Annotated in this window: 26 protein-coding genes; 10 read left to right on the top strand and 16 right to left on the bottom strand. The window is 63.2% G+C overall.

Annotated elements, in window-relative coordinates:
* Positions 1 to 17: 17 nt before the first annotated feature.
* A complete protein-coding gene (locus A5766_RS24505; protein WP_156527522.1) occupies positions 18 to 233 on the bottom strand; it encodes a hypothetical protein in 216 nt (71 codons plus the stop codon).
* A gap of 1 nt (position 234) precedes the next feature.
* On the opposite strand from A5766_RS24505, the gene A5766_RS18985 reads away from it, so the two are divergent.
* The gene (locus tag A5766_RS18985; RefSeq protein ID WP_064906018.1) at positions 235 to 738 is read left to right on the top strand and encodes an LURP-one-related/scramblase family protein; all 504 of its coding nucleotides are present in this window, start codon (positions 235 to 237) and stop codon (positions 736 to 738) included.
* A gap of 33 nt (positions 739 to 771) precedes the next feature.
* Here A5766_RS18985 and A5766_RS18980 read toward each other — a convergent pair whose 3' ends face one another.
* Genes A5766_RS18980 through A5766_RS18955 form a run of 6 tightly spaced genes read right to left on the bottom strand, consistent with a single transcriptional unit; the run spans position 772 to position 7690 of the window.
* Positions 772 to 2007 carry a TerD family protein gene (locus A5766_RS18980; protein ID WP_156527521.1) on the bottom strand — a complete coding sequence of 412 codons (1236 nt, stop codon included), beginning with the start codon at positions 2005 to 2007 and terminating at the stop codon, positions 772 to 774.
* A complete protein-coding gene (locus A5766_RS18975; protein ID WP_064905976.1) occupies positions 2004 to 2843 on the bottom strand; it encodes a hypothetical protein in 840 nt (279 codons plus the stop codon). Before A5766_RS18975 ends, A5766_RS18980 begins: the two co-directional genes overlap by 4 nt.
* Positions 2840 to 3982, bottom strand: coding sequence for a cysteine protease StiP family protein (locus A5766_RS18970; RefSeq protein WP_064905974.1), 1143 nt, complete (start codon positions 3980 to 3982; stop codon positions 2840 to 2842). The genes A5766_RS18975 and A5766_RS18970 overlap by 4 nt, the downstream gene beginning before the upstream one ends.
* Positions 3979 to 5313: a phosphoribosyltransferase family protein gene (locus A5766_RS18965; protein ID WP_064905972.1), complete on the bottom strand. Its 1335-nt coding sequence runs from the start codon at positions 5311 to 5313 to the stop codon at positions 3979 to 3981. The genes A5766_RS18970 and A5766_RS18965 overlap by 4 nt, the downstream gene beginning before the upstream one ends.
* Positions 5310 to 6512: an HpcH/HpaI aldolase/citrate lyase family protein gene (locus A5766_RS18960; protein ID WP_064905971.1), complete on the bottom strand. Its 1203-nt coding sequence runs from the start codon at positions 6510 to 6512 to the stop codon at positions 5310 to 5312. The genes A5766_RS18965 and A5766_RS18960 overlap by 4 nt, the downstream gene beginning before the upstream one ends.
* On the bottom strand, positions 6509 to 7690 hold the full coding sequence (locus A5766_RS18955) for a hypothetical protein (protein WP_442902975.1): 1182 nt from the start codon (positions 7688 to 7690) through the stop codon (positions 6509 to 6511). The genes A5766_RS18960 and A5766_RS18955 overlap by 4 nt, the downstream gene beginning before the upstream one ends.
* 49 nt (positions 7691 to 7739) lie before the next feature.
* On the opposite strand from A5766_RS18955, the gene A5766_RS18950 reads away from it, so the two are divergent.
* The 3 genes from A5766_RS18950 to A5766_RS18940 are packed head-to-tail and all read left to right on the top strand — an operon-like array spanning position 7740 to position 9833.
* On the top strand, positions 7740 to 8360 hold the full coding sequence (locus tag A5766_RS18950) for an AIM24 family protein (RefSeq protein WP_064906014.1): 621 nt from the start codon (positions 7740 to 7742) through the stop codon (positions 8358 to 8360).
* 7 nt (positions 8361 to 8367) lie between these two features.
* Entirely contained in the window at positions 8368 to 9072 is a 705-nt protein-coding gene (locus A5766_RS18945) for an AIM24 family protein (protein WP_064905969.1), read from the top strand.
* Positions 9069 to 9833 carry an AIM24 family protein gene (locus A5766_RS18940; RefSeq protein ID WP_064905967.1) on the top strand — a complete coding sequence of 255 codons (765 nt, stop codon included), beginning with the start codon at positions 9069 to 9071 and terminating at the stop codon, positions 9831 to 9833. Before A5766_RS18945 ends, A5766_RS18940 begins: the two co-directional genes overlap by 4 nt.
* Before the next feature lie 16 nt (positions 9834 to 9849).
* Here A5766_RS18940 and A5766_RS18935 read toward each other — a convergent pair whose 3' ends face one another.
* The 6 genes from A5766_RS18935 to A5766_RS18910 all read right to left on the bottom strand — a co-directional run bounded on the left by A5766_RS18935 (position 9850) and on the right by A5766_RS18910 (position 15557).
* Complete coding sequence (locus A5766_RS18935) at positions 9850 to 10458, bottom strand: TerD family protein (protein WP_064905965.1); 609 nt, start codon at positions 10456 to 10458, stop codon at positions 9850 to 9852.
* Entirely contained in the window at positions 10388 to 11548 is a 1161-nt protein-coding gene (locus tag A5766_RS18930; RefSeq protein ID WP_064905962.1) for a DUF475 domain-containing protein, read from the bottom strand. Before A5766_RS18930 ends, A5766_RS18935 begins: the two co-directional genes overlap by 71 nt.
* 125 nt (positions 11549 to 11673) lie before the next feature.
* Positions 11674 to 12249 carry a TerD family protein gene (locus tag A5766_RS18925; RefSeq protein ID WP_064906012.1) on the bottom strand — a complete coding sequence of 192 codons (576 nt, stop codon included), beginning with the start codon at positions 12247 to 12249 and terminating at the stop codon, positions 11674 to 11676.
* Between the two features lie 223 nt (positions 12250 to 12472).
* Positions 12473 to 13882 (bottom strand): acyl-CoA synthetase, encoded by a 1410-nt coding sequence (locus A5766_RS18920; protein WP_064905960.1) that lies wholly within the window; start codon positions 13880 to 13882, stop codon positions 12473 to 12475.
* Positions 13883 to 13946: 64 nt separating this feature from the next.
* Positions 13947 to 14876, bottom strand: a complete 930-nt coding sequence (locus tag A5766_RS18915) for an NADP-dependent oxidoreductase (protein WP_064905958.1) — start codon at positions 14874 to 14876, stop codon at positions 13947 to 13949.
* Positions 14877 to 14924: 48 nt separating this feature from the next.
* Positions 14925 to 15557 (bottom strand): helix-turn-helix transcriptional regulator, encoded by a 633-nt coding sequence (locus A5766_RS18910; RefSeq protein WP_231894729.1) that lies wholly within the window; start codon positions 15555 to 15557, stop codon positions 14925 to 14927.
* A 375-nt stretch (positions 15558 to 15932) separates the two neighbouring features.
* Here A5766_RS18910 and A5766_RS18905 point away from each other — a divergent pair, with 375 nt between their 5' ends.
* A complete protein-coding gene (locus A5766_RS18905; RefSeq protein WP_064905956.1) occupies positions 15933 to 17351 on the top strand; it encodes a phenylacetate--CoA ligase family protein in 1419 nt (472 codons plus the stop codon).
* Positions 17348 to 18373, top strand: a complete 1026-nt coding sequence (locus A5766_RS18900; protein WP_064905953.1) for a ThiF family adenylyltransferase — start codon at positions 17348 to 17350, stop codon at positions 18371 to 18373. Before A5766_RS18905 ends, A5766_RS18900 begins: the two co-directional genes overlap by 4 nt.
* 12 nt (positions 18374 to 18385) lie before the next feature.
* Here the strand turns inward: A5766_RS18900 and A5766_RS18895 are convergent, their stop codons facing one another.
* Positions 18386 to 19120: a hypothetical protein gene (locus A5766_RS18895; RefSeq protein ID WP_064905951.1), complete on the bottom strand. Its 735-nt coding sequence runs from the start codon at positions 19118 to 19120 to the stop codon at positions 18386 to 18388.
* A 186-nt stretch (positions 19121 to 19306) separates the two neighbouring features.
* On the opposite strand from A5766_RS18895, the gene A5766_RS18890 reads away from it, so the two are divergent.
* A complete protein-coding gene (locus A5766_RS18890) occupies positions 19307 to 19918 on the top strand; it encodes a helix-turn-helix transcriptional regulator (protein WP_064905949.1) in 612 nt (203 codons plus the stop codon).
* Between the two features lie 1698 nt (positions 19919 to 21616).
* On the opposite strand, the gene A5766_RS18880 is transcribed toward A5766_RS18890, so the two are convergent.
* The gene (locus A5766_RS18880; protein ID WP_064905945.1) at positions 21617 to 22495 is read right to left on the bottom strand and encodes a hypothetical protein; all 879 of its coding nucleotides are present in this window, start codon (positions 22493 to 22495) and stop codon (positions 21617 to 21619) included.
* Positions 22496 to 22733: 238 nt separating this feature from the next.
* Here A5766_RS18880 and A5766_RS18875 point away from each other — a divergent pair, with 238 nt between their 5' ends.
* The 3 genes from A5766_RS18875 to A5766_RS18865 all read left to right on the top strand — a co-directional run bounded on the left by A5766_RS18875 (position 22734) and on the right by A5766_RS18865 (position 25757).
* Positions 22734 to 23507, top strand: a complete 774-nt coding sequence (locus A5766_RS18875; protein ID WP_064905943.1) for a vWA domain-containing protein — start codon at positions 22734 to 22736, stop codon at positions 23505 to 23507.
* A 38-nt stretch (positions 23508 to 23545) separates the two neighbouring features.
* Positions 23546 to 24754 carry a protein phosphatase 2C domain-containing protein gene (locus A5766_RS18870; RefSeq protein ID WP_156527520.1) on the top strand — a complete coding sequence of 403 codons (1209 nt, stop codon included), beginning with the start codon at positions 23546 to 23548 and terminating at the stop codon, positions 24752 to 24754.
* A gap of 64 nt (positions 24755 to 24818) precedes the next feature.
* Positions 24819 to 25757, top strand: coding sequence for a hypothetical protein (locus tag A5766_RS18865; RefSeq protein ID WP_156527519.1), 939 nt, complete (start codon positions 24819 to 24821; stop codon positions 25755 to 25757).
* Between the two features lie 435 nt (positions 25758 to 26192).
* Here the strand turns inward: A5766_RS18865 and A5766_RS18860 are convergent.
* The coding region (locus tag A5766_RS18860) for an integrase core domain-containing protein (protein ID WP_156527362.1) at positions 26193 to 26495 on the bottom strand (303 nt) is incomplete at its 5' end.

The raw sequence follows: 26495 nt of genomic DNA, 5'->3' as shown, positions 1-26495 counted from the left end.
TGGCCGATCGCCGCTGCCTATGCACGCTCGACGCTCAGAAGCGCCCGGTCGACATTCTCGAGCGCCCGGTCGACATTCTCGAGCGCCCAGTCGGCATTCTCGAGCGCACAGTCGGCAGTGACCTCGCGTCGACGGGGCGTCGCCTCGCGTCGACCGGGTAGGGACGGGGTTTGGCTAGGGTGGTCGGAACCGCGGGTAGAGGCGTAGCCGGAACCGCGGAGGAAGGTGTGCATCGTGTCGAGGTTGTATATCAAGCAGAAGGTCTTCTCGGTCGGCGAGCAGTTCACCGTGTTCGGCGAGTCCGAGCAACCGCGCTACTACGTGCAGGGCAGCTTCATGCGGGTCCCCAAGCACTTCACCGTGACTGACGGATCAGGCGCTCCCATCGCGGAGATCACGAAGACCGTCTTCAGCTTTTTGCCACGGTTCACGGTCGAGATGCAGGGCGTCGAGGTCGCGACGATCCGCAAGGAGTTCAGCTTCTTCAAGCCGAAGTACTTCATCGAGGGTGCGGCGCTCGACGTCTCCGGTGACTGGTGGGACATGACCTTCGACGTGTCGCGCAATGGCGAACGGGTCGCCAGTATTCGCAGGAAGTTGCTCAGCTGGGGCGACACCTACGAGGTCGACATCTTCGACGACGCGCTCGAAGCCATGATCATCTCGCTCGTCGTCGCCATCGACCGCGTTCGAGCCGACGCTTCCAGCTCATCGTCGGCCGCAAGCTGGTCGTCGTAGCGCGCCGGCCGTGCACGCCCACCCAGTGCAGACCTACTCCAGGTACCGGCCGAGGTACCTTTCCGCCTCCCGCGGGGTCTTGGCCTGGAAGCCGTCGCCGACGGCGCGCATCTTCCAGTCCCCGCCGCTTCGCGACATCACGGCCATGAGCACACCGGTGAACGGCATGCCGCCCCGCAGCGTGAAGCGTGCCAACTCGGCGCCGGTCGTGTCGTCGACGAGACGGCAGAAGGCGTTGTCGATCGCCTCGAAGGTCTGCCCGCGGTACGACGTCACGATGAACGCGAGATTGTCGATATGCGGTGGGACAGCCTGAAGGTTGACGCGGATCACCTCGTCGTCGCCGTCGCCTTCACCGGTCAAGTTGTCGCCGGAGTGGACGATCGAGTTGTCGCTGCTCCGAAGATGACCGAAGTAGATGGCCTCCGCGAGCGAACCGCGCGAATACATCATCACCGACGCGTCGAGGTCGATGTTCTGTGACCCGCCGCCGAAGAAGCCGCGCTTGACCGGGTCCCACCCGAGTCCCATGCGCACCAGGGTGAGCGCGACGCCGCCGTCCTTGCGTAACGTCACCTTCTGGCCCTTCACCAGGTTGACCCGCTTGTTCTTGGACAGGCTGATCTCGGTTGGCTGCGGCGGTGAGGTGGGCTGCGGCGGTGGGGCGGCCTGCGGCGGCGCGGGAGGCGGCGTGAACTGTGACGGCGGGGCGGCCGGCGCAGGAGCGGCAGGCGGAGCGGGTGGTGTAGCAGGAGCGGCAGCCGCAGGCGCGTCGTCGACCGAAACCCCGTGGTCCCGAACGAGATCGGCGAAACCGCCCGCGTAGCCCTGACCGATCGAGCGCACCTTCCATCCCGTGTCCCGGCGATACACCTCGACGGCCACGACGACGGTTTCGCTGCTCAGATCGGGGATGGTGAACGAGAATAGCTCGGTGCCCGCGGCGTCGAAGACATGCGCGACCGGCGGTGGCGTCCGACCGAACGACGACGACGCGTCGTCGAGTGTGATTACCGCGCGCACGGCGTGGATCTCCGCGGGTACTGCCGCGGGTGTGATCCGTAGCGTCTGCCGACCGGTGGTGGGCGCCAACGTGACGCCTGCTCCGGTGGGCTGGTTGTAGAAGACGAAGTCGGCGTCGGAGCGTACGCGCATGTCGGGCGTGACGAGCAGGGCCGAGAGATCAACCGGCGCAGCAACATCCACAGAAATAGTCACCTCGCCCGCGGGCAGGGGTGCGTTCTGGCCTTTCGACAACACTGTCGTCATATCGCCGTCCTTGCTTGTCGGGTCACTGCGTCCAGCAACCATTCGAGTATCTCTTCACCTGCCAGTGCACCGGACTGCGACGTGACGGTCACCGTCGGATGCTGCCAATCCAACTCGGCCAACTCGCCGTGCGCGGGCCGAATGCCGGCATCGGCGAACTGCAGCAGGTCGACGTCGAGCCTGCCGTCGCCCGCCGCGAAGACCGGGGCGCCGGCAGAAATCGAACCATCGTCGACGCACCGCCGGTAGACCTCCGCTACCGCTGCGGATTTGGTGACGGCCTCGGGCACGGCGTAGATCTTGCGACCCTGCTGCGAGGCGACCCACCCGCGCTGGGCGCACCACTGCTCCCACTCGGGCAGAAAGTGCTCGGGCTGGCGCTCGGTGTCGACGACCAGGTAGCAGAACAGGTCGTCGGCGGTGCGCAGCGTGCTCACCCAATCCTCTTCTGCCGCAACGGCCAATCGCGCAAGAACTTCATCGAGCGGTGCGGAACCGGCGGCCACGGCGCGTTCGACGCCGCTGCGCCACCCGTGGTCGTCGACGCCGTCGACGAGGATGCGGCCGCCACTGCTGACCACGCTGTAGTGAGGCGTTCCTCCGGGTAACTGAACGCGGCCGAACTGTTCGGGCGTGCGGGTGGTCACCGGGACGAAGGGTGCGTGCGCGCGTAGATCGGTGAGAAGCGTGATCGCCGAACTCGTCATGTACGACAGCGGAGCGTCGCGATAGATCTCGACACACACCGGAGAAGCGTCACGAAACTGCATCTCCCCCATCGCGTCACGCGAATAGATGAGCGTGCGGTCGAGATCGCTCGCCACCAATCCGGTCACGAGTCCTCCTTGATCAGACCCATGCAGGAGTACGCGAGGTCGGCACGCACCTCGACGGGTACCCCGCGTTCGGCGGCAAGGAGTCGAATGTGGCGGTGCTCGGGTAGGTCGTTGTCTCGCACAAGAATTCGCCACGGCACGCGGCGCAGCAGTACCCGCGTGGTCTCTCCGACGCCCGGCTTGACGAAGTTCACCGACGAGAGTCCGTACTCCGCCCGGATCGCCTCCACGGACTCCCAGCCAGCCCAGGTCGGCGTGCGGTCCGCGGCATCGAGAGTGGCGACGTCTGCAGCAACATCCTCGCGTACCGCGTCGAACTGCGCCGACACGACGTCGAGGAAGCGGTTCGACATGTCGTGCTCGGCAAGGTGTCGATAGAACTTGGCGCCGTGGAACTCGCCGTCGCCGATGTGGTCGGCGTTGAGAACCGTCCGTGAAATCAGTCCGGAGACAGTCGAATTCAAACAGGCCGAGGCGATGAGGAAGTCGTCGCGCGTGCCGAAGGTGGTGGTGGCGAACCCGGGGTCGGCGAGAACGGCCACTTCGTCGGCGAGGCGTGGCCCACCGCTTCGGGCGTAGGCGTCGAGCGCCTCTGTCAGCTCGCGTTGGATGGCGCCCTTGCCGGTCCACCCGTCGACGAATACCAGTGATCCGGGGTCGTGGCGGTCGGTGATGTGGTCGAGGGCGACCGTGTCGATGCCGCGATCGCGAACTATCGAGATCGTGTAATGCGGTGCGGCCCAGCCGTGAACATGATTCAGCCAGCGTCTCAGGAGAATCCCGATCGGCGTGCCCGCTCGCGCGAGTGACACCAGCGTCGGCTCGCGATGTCGCTCGGCGATGATCAGTTCTCCGACGACGCCGACTGCGTGCGCGAGGCGCTGTGCCGAGTCGTCGAGGGTGTCGGCGAACAACTGCTGGTATGCGACTCCCGGCTGGTACTCGATGGGCAGAGACTCCGCGTAATGCGCTGTGCCCGCTTGAATTCGGCGTTCGCGTACGGCCAAGTCGGCCTCGAGTTCGAGGTGCGAGAGGTCTTTGAGAAGCCAGGTCACTTCATCGGGTGCGTAGGAGCCGAACTCCGGGCCGCGTAGCTCGGCGTTCCGCGCTCCCTCTGTGGTGAGTCGCTGAGCCGTCACGATGCGCTCCGTGCGTCGCGCAGCGCAACTTGGCCGGTCGCGGCGACTTTCGCGACGACGACGTCGTGGCCTGCCGCGGTCATCACGTCGAGCACTCCGCCCTGCGCCGTGAGGTCGGGGGTGTCCGCGGGGTCGTCGATGATCAACACGATGCGCGGAAGGTCGGGCGAGCCGCCGGGGTCGAGCAGGTTGTAGACGAATCGCGGTGTCCCCGGGTCGTGTTCGGGCGCGGTGAAGGTCAGGCCGCGGCGCAGCGGATACCCGTCGACGTCGCGGACGAACGCGGGTGAGCGCGTGGTGGTCTGGAACGTCGCGGGGATTCCGGCCTTGGCCAGCCCCTCCGCGATACAGAGCGGCAGGTACATCAGTTCTTCGTGACCCACCACCACGGTGCTTTTCGACGAGTCGAGTTCGGGCAGCAGTGCCGCCACCGCACCGTCGACAGCGTTGGTGAATTCCTGTGTGTCCGAGCGTAGGAAGCCGTGACGACCACCCTCGGGCACATCGGCGGGCCACGGCAGCGTCACCGTGACGACCTCACCTCGCGTCCCGAGTGGGTTGAGCTGCGTCGACGGCGTCTCCCATACGGCATCGGTGAGCCCTGCCGGAAGGTCGATGCTGCCCTGCGCGAGCGATACGTACTCGATCCGGACATCGTTGCTGGACGCGAAATCGTCTGTGGCTTGCCGATGTTCGGGTGATCGCAGATCGACGAGCGATGCGATCACATAGTCACGTCTGCCGGTGCTCTCACAGATCGCGGTGATGGCCCGTAGCGCGGTTGCCCCGGTGGAGATCTCGTCGTCGACGAGGATGAGTGGACTGTCGGGGTCGGGGGAGAGCACCTCGATCGAACTCGGCTGCAACAGATGGGTTGTCGCGTGTGAGTGGCCCTCTTCGAACGACCCGATGGTGAGCGCGCCCGGTGGGCGTCGACGGGTGGAGTGCAGATACGCGTGAGCGTCGAGCGCATGGAAGACGCAGTGGCCCAAACCCGTTGCCGTCTCCGCGAACCCGAGGACCGTCGACTTCTCGGCCGCGTCGACGCCGATGTGGTCGCGGACGAGCGCTGCGAGGTCGTCTGCGGCCCGGCGGACGCGTTCGGGCGGGGTGGGGATGTGTTTGCCGAGAACCGTCGACACGAGCAGGTGTGCCCGCCTGCGATTGCGGCGCAGACCGAGGACGACGAGTTCGTCGATGCTCCAACCGGATTCAGCACCAGAAGGGGTATCTGTGAGATCGGTGATCGCCACCCCGAACGTGTCGGCGACCCAGCTCGGGGCGTCCGCGGAGTCGACGACGTGCGCTGCACGTGAACTGGTAGTTGTCACGAGAGATCCATCGCGGTGAGGAGGTCGACGAAGCCGACGCCGGGGTGGGTGACCCCGAACACGGCGGCCCGGTCGATCACGCGTGACGCCCAATTGCGGTGTGGCTTGGACTCATTCATCTTGTTCCGATACGTCGATGCCTGCACGCCGCCGGTGTCTGAGGCGAGGATGTCGAGTGCGTCGTGGTACTCCTCGTGGGTCACCACGCTGAGTGCGTGCACCGCGGCGGCATGGGTCGGGTGGATCACGGTCTTGCCGTGCATACCGTTCGCACGGTCGAGCGCGATCTCCCGCAGCAAACCGTCGAGGTCTTTGCGTACCAACTGGCTGCGAAACCACACGGCACCCTGCTCCTGGAACGGGGTCTGCCGAAGCGATGGCTTGAACAGTCGCTCGTGATCGGCGAAGTACTCCCAGACCGGTCCGGTGACGATGTGCCCGGCGGAGTCGCATCGTCCCAGCCGGTTGATGATCGACGCGATCGCGTCGGCTGCGACGCGGACGTCGTAGATGGTCAGGTCGCGGTCGCGGCGGATGCCGAACAGTCCGCACATGTCCGTCGCGCCGATGCGGATGGCGAGCACCCGGGATCGGTGCTCGTCGATCGCGTCGGCGATCACCGACAGGTGGTGTTCGCGACTCTCGCGGTGAACGATGCCAGCGGACTCGAGTACCGGCATTGCCCAGAAGTGCCTACCGGCTCGAATACCGGCCTTCCGCACCGCAATCAAGAATTCGTGTGCGTTATCGGCGTCGAATTTCGGGAGTACGAATCCCATGAGCGAGTTCGTCGAGCCGAGCGCCTCGCTGATCGTCGCGATCTGATCGGCGGAGCGGACGCGAACGAACAGCATCATCTCGGCCGCGGCAGTCGAATCGAGTCGACGCAGGGCGTCCACAGCGCTTTCGATGGCGGCGGCCTGATCGCCGTCGGCGATCGCGTCTTCGAGGTCGATGACCATCGACACGACGCCGTCGGCGTGTCGGCGTGTGATCACTTCGGCGAGGTCGGGACGCGTCGCGGGCACGTAGAGGGTGGCGCCAAGCGCGATGGCGAGACGGTCGGTCGACCACGAGGTGGAGACCGGCGACGGTTGCGTGACGAACAAGCGTTCCCGCGTCGACGCGGGGAGATGACGAAAGTGCCTGGCGCCGTTGCCTGCCCGACTCGCACTTGGCGCATCGGTTGTGAGTGTCATCGCCTGGCCACCTGCCCCCTCATCCGCTCGACGATCTCGACGATGCGGCGCTCAATCGTGGTCAACTCCGTGGAATACGTCCAGTAGTCGGGATGTACCCGATCGAGGGCACTCCGTGAACGGACAATTCGGTCGGCCTGAGCATCGAGCACTGAGCCCCATTCGTCAACCAGAGCGTTATCGACGGCAAAGTGTTGCGCGTCTCGCAGGCGGAACCGCACGCGCTGTTCGAGAGCTCCCGGGTCGGCGCGCACCTCTCGCAGACCACGCAACCTGTCGGCGACCGCATCCACGGCCTGCTCTGCACCGTCGAGTTCGTCGCGCGCTGCTTCGGCCTCGCTGATGGCGAGGTCAGGGGCGTCGGACAGGTGCGATCGGGCCTGTGCCAATCGGTGATCGGCGGCGTCGAGGAACCGCGAATAGACCTGCTCATTGTCTTGCAGATCGAGTGAGCACTCTAGGCTGAACTCTCTGCGGAGAGTCGAGAGTTCGCCGGGCATGCGCTCCGCGCGGGTCACGATCCCGCTGCGGCGTGTGTCGACCGAGCGGATGACCCGCTGGCCGCGCTCGGTGAGCGACGGCGCATCGGCGAGCGCGTCCTCGAGCGACTGGCGCGCGGCCAGCACGCGTTGAGCGGCTGCCCGCCTCGCGAGCAGGCCCGATGCCGCGCGCTGTTCGGTCAGCGCGGCGTCGAACCTCTCGGTGGCGAGGCGAACGCTGTGCAGCGTCGTGAGGGATGCCGGCGTTTGGGCCATCACCCCGCGCAGCTGCGTCGCCGCGACCTGAGTCTGACGTTCGAGGGATGCGACCTCGTCGACTGCACGCGACGCGCGGCCGAGTTCGGCGGAGTTGGCGGCGGCGAAACGCTGCATCTCGACCTGGAGAGACCGCAACGCGTCTGTGCACCGCGCGAGTTCGCCCCGCGCGGGCCGTGGTGAGTTCGAGAGGTCGAGGTAGCCGGCGGTCGCCTGGGAGTAGCGCTCCCGCAATGCATTCCACTCGTCCCGCAGCCGAGTTCGCGGCTCGATCTCGTGAGCCGTGGCGACCGCGCCGTCGATGCTGCTCAGTGTTTGCTCTGACTCGAGGAATGCTGTGGTCATCTGCTGGACCGACGCCGCGGTGTCGGCAGGCATGCCTGAGCTGCCACGCTCTCCCCGCTGCCAGAACCTACTGCCCACCGTCTGATGCTATCGACTAGTTTCGTCAAGGTACGACGGGAGGATGAACGTGCAACTGGTACAGCGATCCAAGCGGGTGATCGAGGCGCGACTGAACAACACCTCGGTTCGCGCGCTCTCCGGTTCGATGGTCGCCTATGAGGGCCAGGTCAGTTTCAAATCCGCGGGGTTCGGTGGTGGCGACGGACTCGTCGCCGGGATCAAGCGTCGGGCAACCGGCGAATCGTTGTCGCTCATGGAGGCCGGCGGTACCGGCGTCGTCTACTTCGCGCACAACGCCGCGGAGACGACGATCATCGAATTGAGCGGTGAGACGCTGCAGGTGGAGTCGCAGCAACTGATGGTTCTCAACGGCAACCTCCAGACGAATGTCACGTTCGCGGGCATGCACGGCGCGACAGGTGGCCAAGGACTGTTCACGACGACGGTCAGTGGAACCGGCCAGGTCGGCATCGTGTCGAATGGTGGTCCGCTGATTCACCTCGAGGTCTCGCCGCAGTATCCGCTGATCGTCGACCCCAACGCGTTCGTCTGTGCGCGTGGCGCGCTCTCGCAGTCGTTCGTGACCGATGTGTCGTGGCGTTCGGCCATCGGGCAGGGCAGCGCCGAAGCGTTCTCGCTGCGTTGGGACGGAACCGGCGTGGTGTCGATTCAGCCGGCGGAACGGTAGGCGGAGCATGTTCACCAAGGTCAACAGCAAGGTCGTGTCGGTCGACGTCGCCCAGTCCGGACCGGTGGTCGCCCGCAGAGGGGCGATGCTGTTCTACACGGGCGACGTGCGGTTCGCGCCGCACCAGATCGCCGGTGTCGGGCCGGGATCGGGCGGGATGTCGGGGATCGGCGGCGCGATCGGACATCGACTCGCAGGCGAACACGAGTCGACGATCCTCGCCACCGGACAGGGAGTCGTGCACTTCGGGTTCCGGGGGATCGAGGTAGAGGTCGTCGACGTCGGCAGGGTCGGCGGCTTGATCCGCGTCGAAGCATCACGCACGCTCGCCTACACGTCCGGCCTGCAGGCATCAGTGGTGTCGGTGACCGCCCAGGGCGGTGGCGGCGGTGGTGGCGGACTGTTCGGTTCGCTGCGGTCCGCTGCGGCGGGCGCGGTCACGGGGCAGGGCATGTTCACCACTCAGTTGTCCGGTCAGGGGCAGGTGGTGATCCTCGGCCATGGCGGCGTCTTCGAACTCGGGGTCGCCCCCGACCGTCCGCCCGTCACCGTCGATCCCCAGGCGTACGTCGCGGCAGCGGGGCAGGTGGCCACCACGCTGACGTCGAACGTCAGTTGGCGCAACGTCGGCCGAACGGGTGGCGAGGCACTGCAGTTGCAGTGTGCGGGTCAGGGAGTCGTGTACGTACAGGCGTCAGAGGAGAAGTTGTGAGCGCACTCAACACCGTGTGGAATCCGATGTCGCTGCCGGCCGACGACAACATCGAAGGCAACGACTACTCGTTCTGCATCGAGCTCAACGCACCGTGGTTCATGTCGAAGGGCGCGATGATCGCGTTCTACGGGCAGATGAAGTTCACCTCGTTACAGCACGGGTTGAACGGTCAGCTCCTCCAGATGGTGGCCCAACAGTTCTCTGCGCCCTTGTATCTCAGCGATTTCGTGGTGGCTGAGGGACACGGGAAGCTGATCATCGGAGACCGTGGATACAACATCAATTCCTACGACCTCGAAGATGGCAACCTGACGATCAGGGCTGCGAATCTCCTCGCGTTCCAACCGCAACTCTCGTTGAAACAGTCCATCGTGCCCGGCTTCCTCACCCTGCTCGGCACGGGCAAGTTCCTCGCATCGTCGAACGGTCCGGTCATGTTCGTCGAACCTCCGGTGCGGGTCGACCCGGAAGCGCTTGTGGGCTGGGCGGATTGCCCGTCACCGAGCCACCACTACGACCAGTCGTGGGTCACCGACCTGATCGCGGCAACCGCTCACCGGATGGGTGTGCAGTCGGGCGAGGAACAGCAATTCGACTTCACCGGCAGCGGAACCGTTCTCGTGCAGTCGAGCGAGAAGGTCCGTAGCGACTTCTCCATCGTCCGCGCCATTCAGGGACAGTTGTCCGGACTCTCGGTGCCGGGTCTGCAGCAGATCAATCAGCAGGTCTCCCGTCAGTTGGGGCAGCAGCAGGGCTGAGGTTTCGGCGTACGTGCTACTTGCGGCCCGCCGTCCAGTTCATCCCGAAGCCGTAGGCCTCGTCGATGTGCCGCTGCGCGCCTTGGATATAGCGCACCTCGCGGTTGACGCTGAGCTCGTTGCCGTTGCTGGTGAGCATCGCGATGGCACATGAGACCGCGCGGTCGTCTGCTGAATCCAGGCGAACCTCGACCTGGGGCCCTGAACTCGGGAACAGCGTCACCACGCCATTGGCCGACGACCAGTTCGGGGTGCCCTCGTAGATGTAGGCGAAGATCAGGACTCGACGGAAGCGTCCGATGTCGGAGAGGTTGATGTGCAGATTCTCGCCACCGGTGTTGCTTCCGCTGCGATCATCGCCGTCGAGCACGATGTAGGGCGCACGATCGAGCGAGCCGAACGAATTGCCCAGCGCCTGCACGACGCCCTTACTGCCATCGGCGAGCTCATACATGGCCCCGAGGTCGAGGTCGATACCCGAGGAGCGCTTGAAGAATCTACCTCCGCCGGAACCCTGGTCCCAGTTGAGGTTGACGCGCATGTTTCCCTGGCCGTCACCCCTTTTGGCGAGCGAGACCGTCGGGGTCGATTTGCTCAGTGTCACCTTGTTCATGTTGATCGCCATCGGATTTTCCTTCCGGGGTGTCTTCGGGGTGGTTGCGGCGTCGAATGATGCTGGAGATCAAAGCCGCGATGATGAGCACGACGCCGACAAGGCCCGTGACCACTTCGGGGACGTGAGTACCGATCGAGTACATGAGGATCAGCGCCAGGGCGCCGATCGCCCAGTGAGCGCCGTGCTCGAGGTAGACGTACTCGCTGAGCGTGCCCTTGCGAACGAGGAAGACGGTCAGCGAGCGCACGAACATCGCGCCGATGAAGCCGAGGCCCAACGCGATGATGATCGGGTCGGCGGTGATGGCGAATGCTCCGATGACGCCGTCGAATGAGAACGACGCGTCGAGCACTTCGAGATAGAGGAACAGGAAGAAGCCTGCTTTACCCGTCGCCTTGGCGAGATCGCTGGGGCCCGAGCGGGGCAGCGATTCCGATTCGGCGCCTTCTTCGAGTTCTTCCGGTGTGTTGAACAACTCTCCGAGCCCGTTGACCAGGATGTAGGTGGTCATGCCCAGTACGCCGGCGAAGAGCACCGTCGAGCGCTCGTCGTCGGGTGCAATCCATTCAGCGGTGATGACGAGGACGGCGACAGCGACGACAACGGAGAGCTGGTCGAGCCTGCCGATGCGCTCGAGCGGGCGCTCGATCCAGCGCAGCCAGTGAATCTCCTTCTCCTCGAAGATGAAGCCGAGGAACAACATCAGCAGGAACATGCCACCGAACGCAGCGATCTGCGGGTGCGCGTCGGTGATGATCTGCTCGTAGGTCGGAGAGCCGTCGGTCGGTGGATTGAGCGCGAGACGCAGCGCCTCGACAGGATTCAGCTTGGCGCTCAACCAGACGATCACGAGAGGAAAGACCAACCGCATGCCGAAGACCGCGATCAACACACCGATGGTCAAGAAGATCTTCTGCCAGAACGCGCTCATGCGTCGCAGCACGGTTGCGTTGATGACCGCGTTGTCGAAGGAGAGCGACACCTCGAGGATGCCGAGGATGAGTGTGAGGAACAGGGCGGTAGGGCCGCCATAGATAAATGCGACCACCAGCGAAACGATCGTGATGGCGATGGACAGCCCGAAAATTCGGAAGATCACGGTGGAGCGGCCTTTCTTGCATCACCGAAGTAGGAGGACCACGTGTCCAGGTACCAGGCACACGCAGTCAAACAAGCCAGATGCCGCGCCTGCGAATGTCAGGCGCGGCATCGAAGCGACGTGGATCAGACGTTGACGCCGAAGTCGCGGGCGATACCCGCGAGACCCGACGCGTAGCCCTGGCCGACAGCGCGGAACTTCCAGTCAGCACCGTTGCGGTAGAGCTCTCCGAAGACCATCGCGGTTTCGGTCGACGCGTCCTCGGACAGGTCGTAGCGGGCGATCTCGGAGCCGTTGGCGCGATTGACGACCCGGATGTAAGCGTTGCGAACCTGGCCGAACGACTGACTACGCGAGTCGGCGTCGTAGATCGAGACCGGGAAGACGATGGAATCGATGTTGGGAGGGGTGCCCGCGAGGTCGACGTTGATGACCTCGTCGTCGCCGTCACCTTCACCGGTCAGGTTGTCACCGGCGTGTTCGATGGAGCCCTCCGGCGAGCGGAGGTTGTTGAAGAACACGAAGTGCTGATCGGAGAGCACTCGCTTGTCGGTGCCGCACGCGATTGCGCTGGCGTCGAGGTCGAACTCGACTCCGGTGGTGGTCCGCGCATCCCAGCCGAGTCCGACTGCGACAGCCGTGAGGCCCGGAGCCTCCTTGGTCAGCGATACGTTTCCACCCTTGCTCAGGCTGACGCCCATGATCGTGCCTTTCTGCCGCGGTGTGGCGGGAGCCACTGTCGAATGACGGTCATATCTTAAGTGACAAGTCGGACATAATGTCGACGCGCCAGCCACCCTACCCACGGACGGCTGACGGGAACATAGAAGCTGGTTGTCCGTAGTACGAGGGAATGATGACGTTCTCGGTGGCGAGGCGGTCCAACACCGACGGCGGGTGAACAGCGGCGGCCGAGCGGACAGGTCACTGCGCTAACAGCTTCTTCTGCACCTTGCCCATCGCGTTGCGTGGAAGTGAGTCGACGCGCCGAATCTCGCGGGGCCGCTTGTGATGGGACAGCTCGGTGGCTACCAACCCGATGAGCTCGTCGTCGGCGACTGCCGACCCGACGACATAGGCGACGATCCGCTGGCCGAGGTCGTCGTCGGGAACACCGATCACCGCGACCTCGTCGACGGCGGGGTGTCCGAGTAGGACGGTTTCGATTTCGCCTGCGCCAACGCGAAATCCGCCCGACTTGATCAGATCCGTCGACGCGCGTCCGACGATGCGGTGCATGCCGTCCTCGCCGATCACCGCGACATCGCCGGTCGCGAACCAGCCGTCGGCGAGCCAACTCTGCGCCGTGGCCTCCGGTCGGTTCAGGTATCCCGACCCGACCATCGGCCCGCGTACGTGAAGGTCGCCGACGGATTCGCCATCGTGCGGCAGATCTGTTGCACCGGAATCGATCTCGCTGCTGCGCAGCCGTGTTTCGACGCCGCGCACCGGCATTCCCACCCAGCCCGGTTTGCGCTCGCCGTCGAATCGGGTCGACACGGTGATCATGGTCTCGGTCATGCCGTAGCGTTCGACGATCTCGTGTCCGGTCAGCTCGCGAATCCTGTCGAACACCGGGACGGGCAGTGGGGCACTTCCCGACACGAGTAGCCGTGCGGAAGAAAGCGACTGCGCTGCAGCAGGATCGGCGCCGATACGTGTCCAGACCGTCGGCACGCCAAAGAACATCGACGCACCGCGCGCGGCCGCGTCGGCATAACCCGCGGGGGAGGGCTTGACCGTGTGAATCAGCTTGCCGCCGCGGCGCAGAGGGCCGAGAACGCCGAGGATCAGCCCGTGGACATGGAACAGCGGCAAGCCGTGGGCGAGAGTGTCGTCGGAGGTCCACGCCCACGCATCGGCCAGCGCGTCGAGTCCCGCGGCGATCGCGCGGCGGGTGATCGGCACGCCCTTGGGGAGGCCTGTGGTGCCCGAGGTGTACAGGATCAGCGCGGTCGACTCGCCGGGCGGTTCTGGATGCGAATGCCACGAGCGGGCGAAGCGTCGAATCGGGATCACCGGCAGTGGCGTCGAGTCGGGCGCGGCGCCGAGCCACGCCTGAGCGCCCGAGTCGGTCAGAATGTGCTCGAGTTCTCGCGGGCCGGAATCCGGCGGCACGGGAACGATCGCAACTCCCGCGATGAGGCCGCCGACGACGGCGAGCACTGTCTCGATAGTCGGATGGGCGAGCACGGCCAGCGTGCGTGCGCCGCGAATGCGTTCTGCGACAGCGGTTGCCGCACCGACGAGGTCTTCGCGCGAGAGCACGTCGTCGCCGACGATCACCGCGTCGGGATCATCCGGCGCGGCAGGGACGAGATAGGGCAGCAACACGTCTCTCACTGTGCCACGACTTTCCTTGGGGCACTATCCTCCTCGGCCACGACCTTCATCAGTCTCATACCAGCAGCGCGACCTTGCCGCCTGCGTGTCCGCCCGAGACGAGTTCGAGTGCCGCGCGCGCTTGTGACAGGTGGAAGGTGTGGGCGACCGGAACCACCAGATCGCCTGCCGCGGCATGTGCGATCAACTCCGCTCGAACCGAATCGCGGTAGGCGGCACTCTCGGGCTGCGTACCACCAAGAGCTACAAATCCGTCTCGCTGTGCGCGGTCGCGCGCCACGATGGTGACGATGCGCGAGCGGTCGGCGACCAACTCCTCGGATGTATCGATGGCCTCGTCTGTACCGGCGGCGTCGAGCGCGGCGTCGACGCCGTTCGGGGCCAGCGCGCGAACACGATCGGCCAGACCAGGCCCGTATTCGACTGGGAGACCACCGAATTCGACGACCCGCTCGAAACTGCGCGGACTCGCCGTCCCGATCACGGTGATGCCGCGCAGCAGCGCGAGTTGCAACACCGCCATGCCGACCGCACCCGACGCGCCGTGTAGGAGAATCGTGTCGCCGGTCGCTGCGCGTGATGCCCGGAGCATGTCGGCGGCCGTCGTGCCAGCAAGCAGCAGATTCGCAGCCGAGGCCTCATCGACCGTCGAAGGTTGTGCGAACACCTTCTCCGCGGGCACCGTCAACGCGGTCGCGTATCCGCCGTAGACGCGGAACGCGAGGACGTCGTCGCCCGGAGATGCTGCGCCAGAAGCGATCTCGGTGCCCGGCCCGAGTGCCGCGATCACTCCGGACACCTCATAGCCGACGGGGACGGGGAAGTCCGATGCGGTCAGCGTGTGCTTGAGGTCGGCGGGATTGACGCCTGCGGCGAGCACCTCGATGCTGACCTCGCCCGGCCCGGGTGGATGTAGCTGATCATCGATGAACGCGAAGTCGTCGAGACCGCCGGGGCCAGTTGCCACCCACCGTTGCACGCGCATGGTTCAACACTACTGATCAGCGCGGGGCGTCGGCTTTCACTCGCTGGCTCACAGTTGCTCGGGCCGCACCCAGCCGTCGGCGATGAGCGCGAGCAGCAGCTCGGCCTTGTTGGAGACGGGTCGGCCTGCGTTGAGATACCGCTGCCGAACCCGCCGATAGTGTTCGCGTGCCGTGCTCTCGGCGATGAAGAACCGGCGAGCCGTCTCGCGCAGCGTTGCACCGAGGACGTACGCGGTGAGGATCTCGCGCTCGCGTTCGGTGAGGTGGATGCGGGGGACGCGGGGTTGGGCCGACTCCGACTTTCCTGCCATCGCGGCCAGGACGTCGAGCGCGTGGCCGGGGTCTGTGATGTCGATGCTGCGTGCGTCCGACACAGGCACGCCGATCGCGCCGATCACGGTGCCGTTGAGCGCGCGGATGGACCGAACCTGAGCGACGCGGCGCGCGGACCGCACGATCGTGATGCCCGGGGCGTCGAGTCCGCCGAGTGAATCGGTGGCGTTGTCGAGGTCGATGATGACGGCGCGATGCCCTGCATCCTCGACGAACACGGCCAGCGCCGAGTCGATGACGTCGTGTTCTGCGATGATCACCGCAGTGGGTGCGGTCTTGGCAGCGTCCAAAGTCCTGGCAGCCTTCAAAGGTGCGGTGTCGAGTTCGCTGACGACGTCGGCAGTCATTGAGGTCTCCCCGGAAAATGCGCTGCGCGCGAGTGTGTAGTTGATGTACTCGGGTGAACCGAGCATAAAGAATGCTGCCCCCGGCCTCTGCGCAAGTCAGCACTTGTGAGGACATATCAGCGCTGAGGTCATGCACGAATACACCTGAAGTTCGCTCGCCGATGCAGAGTTGAGTGTCGTTAGTTCTGCATAGTTTGGCGTCACCGCTCTACGGAGTGGCCAGTTTCCAGTGCTGGGAGGAGACGCGCGAACAATCGCAGATTCTCAGTACGTCCGCCCCCTCTTCGGCAGCGGCGATCGAGGTAAACAGGAGCCTTTGTTGGTTCTCGGGTGGGGAAACGGCTTCCGGGTTACAACCGAGAACCTGGAGGCACCATGCAACCAATTGTGAAACAGATTGCCGGCGTTGAAGAGGCGCTTGATCTCGCGAATCGCGCGGCGCGCGACGTTCCGGCGTACCGCCGCCTCGTGCTTGCCCGAGGAGCGGCGGACAAGCCGCTCCGGGACCTGCGCGACCTGCCGATCACCAGCAAGGAATACTTACGGCGCTCACCCCTCCCTGAACTGCTGTGGTTTGGCGACATCACCGCGACGGGCAGTTGGTCGGCGACATCTGGGTCCACCGGAAGCCCCGCATTCTTTCCCCGTGACCAGGTCGCTCTGGACGACGCAACCGTGTTCTACGGCAGAATCCTCGAGCAGAACTTCGGGATCGGCGCCGAGTCCACACTGGTTATCGTCTGTTTCGCCATGGGTACATGGATCGGCGGTACGTACACGTATCAGACCTTCCTCGCGCTTCGTGGGAAGGGCGCTCGCGTCTCGGTGACTACGACTGGTATCGACGTTGCCGCCGCACTGCGCAACCTCACCGAGCTGGGCCCCTATTACGAGAAGGTCGTCCTCGCGGGCTACCCGCCGCTGATCAAGGATCTGCTCGACCAGGCATCCGACGACGACCTTGCCCAGGACATTTACCTTCTGCTCGCAGGCGAAGCGATCGGGGAAGGTTGGCGTGATCATGTGCTGAGCCGCATAGGGCGTCCCGGCCAACCCGATCGAGTCTGCGTCATGTACGGCACCGCTGAAGCCGGCGTTATGGGTCACGAGACGCCGTTGACGATCGCGGTTCGACGCGCGGCCCGACCCGGTAGTCGTCTGGGCGCGGCGATCTTCGGTCTCGAGAGCACACGACCGCCCACGCTGGTGGCTGTCGATCCGATGCGCCGGTACGTGGAGGTTGAGGATGGGTACCTACTGTTCACCATCAACTCGGTACTGCCGTTGATCCGGTACCGCATCAACGATCGCGGCGCAGTGTTCAGCGCAGATCGCCTGCGCGACGAGCTCATTGAGTGTGGTCACTCAGAGCTCGCCGCGCAGGTCGACCCAGCCGCGGCATACGTGGTGCTGAGCGGCCGAACCGACGTCGCGACCACGTTCTATTCGTCCAACATCTACCCCTCTCATCTTGCGGAAGCGTTCGATGCCACGTTGGTTACCGATTCGGTGACCGGGCGCTTCGTCGTCGACGGAATGCCCGACGAGTCGCACGACCCGGTGTTGCGAGTCAGCGTTGAATTGGCCGCCGGGACCGACGCGACGTCGTCTCTGGCGCAACGGCTTCGGGTCCTTTGCTTGGATTCGCTTTTGGCAGCCAACGATGAGTTCCGAGCCCTGCGCACCGAGCATGGCGAGCGCACCGATCCACAGATCACGCTGTTCGGATATCGGACGGGGCCTTTCGCTGCGCCCCAGATCAAGCACACCTACGTCAGCGGAGGCATGAAGTGATCGAGATCCTGCATCCAATTGACGACCATGCGCGTATCAGCGAACTCCGCACCAAGCTCGATGTCGTCGATGGCTGGCACGCGGCCGTCGACGAACTTGCCGCACTTCGTCGTTTCGACGGCAACCTGCCCACAGTCGATCTCGAAAATGCCGATCCGTACAGCCGGTACGTCGTTTTCGGATGGCGGTCGACGATGGTGCGGCTTCCCGAACCGGCCCTCTTCCACCGGCTCCGCACTTCACGAAACAGCTTCCTTATAACTGACGACGAACAGAATCGATGGTCGAGCGCGCTTATCGCGGTCGCCGGGCTAAGCGTGGGAGCGTCACTGCTACACACTTGCGTTCTCACGGGTGCGCGGAGGGTTCGCATCGCCGACCCGGACACCTTGGGACCAACCAACCTCAACCGTCTGCCCGCATCGGTATGCGATCTCGGTGTGGGCAAGGCAGAACTCGCTTGGCGGCGTCTGTTGGAGACCGATCCTTACCTCGAGGCCGAGGTCTTCGTCGACGGCGTCACCGACGAGTTCGCTGACTCCTTCTTCGGTGGCGGCTCGCGATGCCAGCCTGACGTTATCCTCGAAGAGGTCGACGATCTTGCCGCCAAGGTGGCGATCCGACGTCGTGCTCGAGCTGCAGGCATCCCGCTAGTGATGGTGACCGATGACGGCGACAACGTCATCGTCGATGTGGAGCGTTACGACCTAGACCCCGACTACCCGCTGTTCCACGGCCGTGCCGGTGACATCGACACCCTCAGTACCGCGGAGCTGCGGGACCCAGGCAACCGCACCCGCATTGCCGAGGCAATCGTCGGCGCGGACATCGGACCGCGGACCCGCTCGGCACTCGGCGAGGTTGGCGTGAGTATCCCGTCTTGGCCGCAGCTTGGTTCAGCGGCGACTCTCGCGGGGGCCGTAGGGGCGATCACCGCACGCCGCATCGTCGTCGGGGATGACGTGGTGTCCGGCCGTGTATCGGTATGTGCCGACGCCGTGCTTCGCGGCTCTGGTGATTAGACGCGTGTGGCTTCAGCGAGCGGGTCTCAGTACATCGTCGTGGCCGTGCCTGCGGCACCAGCTCACGATGTAGCGCGCGTGCAAGCCGCACCAGCGATACACCGACGGCTGGGTGAGCGGCAACCGTTCGTCGTGCTCGTTGCGGGCGCGCATCATCGGCCCGATGTAGTTGGTCGCCACCTTGTTTGCGGTGTTGGGGGAGACCTTCGCGGCCGCGGCCAAGGTGGCGTTGTCGGCAGCGTTACCCGAGGCGATCGCGCCGGCGAGACGGGCGGCGGTGGTTCCCCGCCGCCCGTCGAAGAGCTCGAACAGCGATGGGCGAGGGCTTTTGGCCACTGACAAGTTCAGGTGCTGACCGAGAGCGACGGACTTCAGTGAGTCCATGAACACTTGCAGGCCGTCGGACTTTGCGACCACACCCGACACATCGGAGCGCAGCCGAGCCTCAGCGAGGTGATCCTCTTCCATGGAGTGACCCTGGGTCGCGAGCAAAACCGGTGCTAGCCGATTGGCCGAGCGCAGCCCCTCTATCACATCGAGTCCGTCGAAAGTCCACTCCAGATCTGGTCGATTGAAAACCAGGTCCGCGCTGACAACATCGAACCGCACCCGGGCGGCGACGGAACTCAAGAACTCGTTCCTGTCGCGCGCCACCACCACCGTGACATCGGCAAATGCGGACTCGAGAGGAGCCGCCACCACGTGGCCGAGAGGTGACGCGATCAGGATGCGGAGGCCGGTTGGCATGTGCGTAATGATGCCTCATAGGCCATCGCCGTGCGTGATCAGGCATGACTTCTGTCTTTTTGGGGGATGAGTTGCTCGGCTGCGAAGGAACGGTGTTCGGACCACGGCTGATGTTGACCGCCAAACCCATGAGTCTGTATTAGGACTCGTTCCACCCCGGATGATCTGAGCCGCCAAGGAGCCGTAATGACCGCCACCATCAATGATGACCTTCTGGTTGACGCCTATCCGCTGCCGGCGAACCCGTCGGTCGCGGTGATCGCCGAGCAGAAATTGGGTGACTTGGCGCTTGTCGCCTTGATAGAGCGCTTCGGCTACCGCGCTCGGATCGTTGATCTCGACGCGATGGAGAATGATCCGGCACACGTGGCCGCCGTGCTCGTCCGCAGCGAGGGGAACCTGGAGAAGGTTCAGCGAGGGAATGCCTTCCTCGACGCGCGCATCATCAGCCTCGGCGTCCGGGTCGATGATCCGCGGGGCATCGAGTTGCTCGATTCGCCCTATGCGGCGGGCACCCTCGAACAGACGCTCAGCAGCGTCGTCGGCGGAGTCCGCACCGAAGGCCGTGTGCACCTGAGCGGACGCGAACTTGAAGTGGTCGTCACCTACACGTTGGGAGCCACCGTCCGGGATACCGCGACGAAATACTTCATTTCCGAGAGCACTGTGCGCTCACACCTGCGCCGTGTGATGCGCAGGTACTCCGAGGCCGACCGCACGGTCAGCAACAAGGCGCAGCTGCTGCTGGAGCGTATGGCCGACGGCTGGGTCGAGCGGAGCCAGTTGATGACTCGCTGAGGAGGTGTCCTGGGGTCAGGCTTGCCACGACTTCCCGTGGGTCGGACAGAGTTTGCCGGTGTCGTCGCATGCCAGACAGGTGAGGCGCCCTGCGATTCCCCAGAGACCCGCCTCCCCTTGGCATTTAGGGCACACCACCAATTGCTGCGCGCATGCGGCGCATTCCCCCACTGATTGCCCCCTCACCGATCGTTCGATGCGCCCAGACTACGGCGAACCCGGCCGCGTTTCCCTAGCCCAAACCGATGAAAAGTACGCGCTGGAGTGCCTGTTCGTCGGCGACGCCGACGGTGTTTGAAACCGCACCCCAAGTCGACCAGTTCGACACGCATTCTGAACGGCTCTGCCAACTCGTCGCGACACTTCCGCGCCGGGCCTGCAAGGACGTAGTGTTCGACGGTCGAAATCGTGGACGTCGAACGACACGAACACCTGTGGCGTAAGCGGATTTCCAACGTCGAGGTTGATCCAGGGCCTGGGATGAGCCGTTCGACTAGAAGGGCCGCGGCCTACGTTGACAGAGCCTTCTGCGACACGACGACAGGAACAGCAGCCACCTCGAATCCCCACTCATCGGACACGCGGGCATCGGAATCCTCTCGACGATCGCGGCTGGTGGGGTGAACTATCGCTGCGACGTGTCAATGCCAGCCGGCATTCGTCAGATCGGGCTACAGCCCCTTGACCGGAGCTGCGAAACACTGAACGCCGGTCCGGTACCTGCGCGGAAAACCGTACTCATCGCTAACAGGTGGCCCTTGACATGGTCATCGTCTCGGCGCAGCACCTAAATGCTCTTGGTATGCCTTGCGGCTGTGGCGTCAGCCGGGACCTCGACGCCGACCTGCCGCGCATTACGAGCGGTGATGGCCGCCCGCTGCCACTGGTCGGCCGGGCAGTCGTCGTGCAATGGCCACGATCGGATCGGGCCACAGAAGCGCTCGCTGGGCGCGCACGCTTCGAAGCGGCCTATGCACCAATGAACGCGATTTACGGCTGTAGTACTAGGAGTTAGCGGTCTGCAGCTTTGTGATCAGCGCTGGGAAACCGTGCCGGCGAATTACTGTGGAACAGGCACGGAACGCCTCACCGTAAGAATCCGAACGTCCCGCTATCTGGTGCACGACCAATTCGCTATTGGGCACGTGCATACTCAAGTGATAGTAGGCGAGAGCCTCACAGAAACCCTCTTCCAGGTATTCATCCTTCACCCCGAGAGTACATGCATAGGCGTGTCCCACTTCATGCACAAACGTGGCAATCATGTTCATGGCTGGCATATGTCTGCGAACTATTATCTGGATGTCCGATATCCGGTTGTCAACGGTTGTGACGTTCGTCCAACCCAAGATCGAATGCCCGGTGATATCTCCGCTCCTTGGGCTGCGGGAGGCGAGGCTGAAACCGGGTTTTACGGCAAATTTCAATCCCAACCTGCGCAACTGGACCATAGACTTTTGGGCCAAATTAACCGCTCGATCGTCCGAGACCGCATCACGTCGACACAGTGCACAATAGTTTATCTCCTCCATCCGGTACCCGGCAGGTAGCCCGCAGAAGGTACATCGCGGAAGATTGCGGTGTGCTCGACAAAACCGGGCGTCCCTGGCCTGGAGATAGAAATGGTCACCACGAATCGGTGCTCCGCAGACCACACAAGAGTATCCGGTTCCATTCTCCGGCAACTTCATGACACGATCAGACGTCGATTAGTGAACTTGACACAAGCAACTGGGTGATCAGCACTGCTACGAGGGCAACGGATTCCACGCCTACCCATACTCCAATTGGTAGACCCATGAGAAATTGTGCGAAATGAGCTCCGAGATCACAGGCCCACAACAACGGATTGTAATTTGAGTCGATAAAGTCGAATGAGATCTGAGGATTCAGCGACAGAGTCCACCCGAGTAGCGGAGGAATGGCGATCAGCAGGGTATAAAAGTTCGACAAAAACCAGTATACCTCGGCGTCACGGAGTACTACAGCACCTAGCAGTAGAGGAATTCCCACTACGACAATAAGCCACGAGACGTGCGCGGCCAACTCAGATGTGTCGGCGGGAATGAACAGTCCAAGCAGAAGGCAGAGCCAGACAAGGTGCAGAAGCGTATCGATCACCCTGCGACGAAGACGCCTACCCCTTCGCTGACCTGGCGCCGACGTTCCGGCCGTCGCGGTGATGCCGCTTTCTAGCACCTGTGTGGCGGTCATCGCGGCACCCGACACCTGAGCGGCAGCCTTCTTGGCAGCTGTCACAAGCGCAGCACTGCCCGTGGCGTCTACATCGAGCCGGTGTGCCTGGGTCTGAGCAGCGATCATATGAAGGTGCTCACTCAACTTCGCCTCGACACCCACGCCTGCGTTTGATGCAAACTCTGGGAAGGAAATCTCTGCCGGAGTGTCGGCAACTCTGATTGCCGGGACAAGCGAGTGGACTACTTCGCCTTCGGCGACGACTACCGCTATCAGCGAACCAGATCCGCCACGGTGCTCAGCCCTGGCTCTCATCCATGACCAGTTCTTGGACGCCAGCCCGTCGCGATCCAACACAAAGATCAGAGCAGTGCCAGACATGAAGAGTCTCCGATCGGTCAGTGATGGGTCCGCGCCGTGCCGGGGAAGTTCAAGACACCAGAGCATATCGCGCAGTCATCCGATTCACACCTTCTGTGGATGTGTTCTGCAAGGCGTGCGTTGCTCATTAGTAGTCCGTTCAGATGAAGATTTTTCCTGCTATGGGTGTCACCTCGCGCAGTGGGTAGGCACGGGTTAGCATTCCCCCGAATCTATCGATTACCCTAGGAGCGCGTTCATGGTGCCTAAACCAGTCCAGAATGAAGAACTCCAGGACGAAGCCCAGCGTATTCTGCCCATCTACCTGGCTGTGGACAGGTCATGGTCGATGAAGGACGACGGCAAGATCGACGCAGCGAACGAGTTGGTTCCATCGATCGTGGACGCGTGCCTCGACAACCCTGTCGCAGAGGAACGCTCGCGCTTCTGCCTCATTGCTTTCAACGACGAAGCCGAAGTAATCGCGCCCCTGTCCAAAGGCTCGGATCTGCCAGAAGATGTAGCCTTGGTTCCTTCGAGTGGAACGAGCTACACCAACGTATTCCGTCTTCTACGTGAGCGCATCGAGGCTGACTATCAGATGCTGAAAGCTGACGGTGCGAAAGTGTACCGCCCGGCGGTCTTTATGATCACCGACGGTGAACCCATCTGCAACGACAGCGATCGAAAGAAAGCCTTCGATGAGTTAACTGCCCCCGAATTCGCCGCGTTTCCGCTGATTTCACTGTTCGGCGTGGGCACGAAGGTATCCAAAGAGACACTAACGAAGTACGTATGGAGGAATCCTGAGACCTGTAGCGATGATGACAAGGTGACTGGGGAGGTAATTCTTTCGCGTAAAGGGGTGTCGCCGGGTGATGCGTTGGCAGGCTTCATTTCGGATCTGATGCTCAGCATGGTTGCAACTCTCAAAGATGCGTCGTCGGCAGCGGTACCCGATGAGGAAGATTCCTTTGCGGAGATCAAGCCGATCGACCCGAGTGTCTTCGTCGACTATGACCTCGCAACCTAGTGCGGCGCTGCCGCTGGCTCCCGTGGTGGAGGCGGCAGATGTCTGAGCTCGACGGGCCAATGGATGCCGAGCAAACAACGACAACCTTATCGGTCCAGCACCTCGCCGAAGAACGAGGTTCAGCGGAACGCGCTCAGAGTGATGAGTTCCCGCATGCCTCGGGTTCGCGCGAGGCGCAATTATCCGACGGGGAGATGGCATCGGAGGTTAAGAGCGACGATACTCTCGAACGAGACGATGAATCTCAAGATAGACACCAACTCGGAGCTCTGAGCCTTGGCTCGGTTGTCGAGCCGGTCTGGGTTCTTCCGTCCGCAACTGATCACGTCGTCGCTACAGCCGGCTTCTACAATGGCAGCGCTTTGGTGGGAGACCCGGCATCCATGCAGCGCATCGTGCCCAATGTGCTGAATTCTGTCGGTGGAGGACACCATCCGGACACGGTGGTCGATGCCGGGAGGGTTTCTGACGACCTTTTCGTTGGGGCGGCAAGTGTCAGAGGTGCTAGCCATCACTATGCGCAGACTCCCCGCCAAGACGCTTATGCGCTCATCGTCTCGGGGCATTGGGTTATCGCGGCGATCGCCGACGGTGTCGGCGCCGCCCGCTACTCTCATCAGGCGGCCACTTGGGCGGTCACTGCGGCCGTCCAGGAAACGGAACGTGAACTGGCGAGGAACACAGTTTCGATCGACTGGGAAGGGGTCGCCAGACGCACGCGGGAGCGTGTCCAGCACAACAGTACACGTGTAATCATGCATGGTACCGAAGGACCCAATCCGAGCGATCGCGCACTCGCGTCACAGATGGCGACCACCTGCGACGTACTGGTCGCACCGACTACACGATCGTTGGACGGCGTTCTGCCGGTAACGTGGGTGCGGATCAGCGGCGACAGTTCGTTGTTCGTCCTCGACCCTGTGCGCGGCCTCGGAACCGTGCACCAGGGAAAATGTTTGGATAGCGCGCTGATTGATAACTCAGTAATCCCTTTGCCACTGGATCCTGGCCCGCCGATTGTCCGATCGTACAATCTTGAACCGGACCAGACAGTAATACTGTGTACCGATGGTATCGGGGAGGTGATCGAGACTGGTGAAAGTCCTGTAGCCAGATACCTTTACGAGCGATGGTCGAAACCCAGAAGTAAATTGGAACTTTTGCAGAGCATGAGCTTTGTCAACAAGAATGCCGATGACGATCGGACCGCTGTAATCCTTTGGGGAACACATGCCTCGAACCCGTGACGATGTCATCGTAGAGCGCTCGAAACTCGGACGACTTACGAGACTTGCAGAGGGCGGACAGGCGGTGGTCTACAAGGTCGACGACGGCTCTCCGATTCCCGGCGTTGACGGGCCGTTGGTTTACAAGGCCTACCGAGCTGACATTCTACAGGACAGTGGGTACGCGTTGTGGGCATCAATGCCCGCGTTGATACTGCGTCCGGACAGCATGAGTTCGGAAGATCGCGCCCTTGTCAAGCAATTCTTCGTCTGGCCGCAAGCCCTGGTCGTGGAGAAGAACCGGGCCCTTGGAATTCTCATGAAGTTAATTCCATCTCCGTACTTCTTCGACCTCAAGCTATCGAAAGGACGAACAAAGGAACGCATTTTCGACGGCGCACAGTTGATGGTGCCGGAATCGAAGAAGTCGCGGCGTGGAATACCCAGCGCGAGTGCGGCAGAACGTATGAGGTTGTTCCTGACGACATTGTCGGCGGTTGCTCTGCTGCACCGAAATGGGCTGATAATCGGCGACTTCAGTGAGAACAATCTCATCTTTACAAATCCCGACCGAATACCGCAAGGGAACGAACGGCACCTGATTCCGAAGTTCATGGATATCGACGGGTTCCGCATGGGCAGTACGCAACCTGCGGTGAAGCAAGCCAACACCAATGGCTGGCTCGTGCCCGAGAACGTCAGCGCCGCCCGTGAGGCAGCACATCTTGAACTAGCCGGCGCTTCACGATCGTTGACCGGAGCCGCAAAGGCCCGTGCATCAGTACAGAATTCGCAATCCGATGTGTTCAAGCTCGGGCTCTTCGCAATTCGGTTGTTCCACGTACCCACCGAAAGTGATCCGACTTTGATTGCGAATGTATACACGTCGAAGAGTGCGCCGTCCAACATCAAGCGCGTCCTTGCCAACAACCCTGCGGGGGCTGCCGCGATCCTGGCTATGACCAACACGGATCCGAAGGCTCGCCCAACAGTTTCAGACATCCTCGCGACATTCCGCCGATGACAGTTCAGCACGCCCGCTCTAGCGATTACCCGCGCAGTCGCCAGAGCAAGACCCACATCGAAGCAGGACCCGGCAGCGAGCAGTGCGGCATGCCACCCCCCGTCGCCAGGTAACACGGATCGGTCCAACCATCGTTGATCTCCATCAACAGCCGCGTGTTGCCTTTTGGGTGGCTGACCAACGTCGGCAGAGCGCTGGTGATGTTACTCGACCGCGTTCAAGGTGATGCGAGCTTCCTGACTTGACGCAATCTAGTGTTCATCGCGGACCGCGGTGACAATTTGTCGGTCGTTGGGGGAATTAAGCGGCGGCGTTGATGTCGGTTCGCCGGAATAGCATGGTTATGGCCCGGTAGTGGCGGATCGAGGTGGCGAATCTGGCAGGTCCCCGATAACCGGTCCAGGCAGTTCTAGAGCCAGTTCCTTGTTGTGATCGTCAGTCGATCTCGCAGCCCACGGGGTGATGCTGGTGGGTGCATCCGGCAGCGTACTCGGCCGGGGTTCGGTAGCCCAGTGCCGAATGCCGGTGTCGGTGGTTGTGGTCGGCCTTGAAGTCGCCGATGACCACACGGGCCTCCAACAGGGTGGGCCAGCAGTTGCGGTTCAAGCACTCGTCGCGCAACCGGTTGTTGAACGACTCGATGAACCCGTTGTTCCACGGTGTGCCGGGCGGAATGTAGGAGATCCCGACCGACCCTGCACAGAACGCCTGCAGGGCTTCTGAGATGAACTCAGGGCC

This window comes from Gordonia sp. 852002-51296_SCH5728562-b (assembly GCF_001665475.1).
GTDB classification, from domain to species: Bacteria; Actinomycetota; Actinomycetes; order Mycobacteriales; family Mycobacteriaceae; genus Gordonia; species Gordonia sputi.
This window is presented reverse-complemented; position numbering and strand designations above follow the sequence as displayed.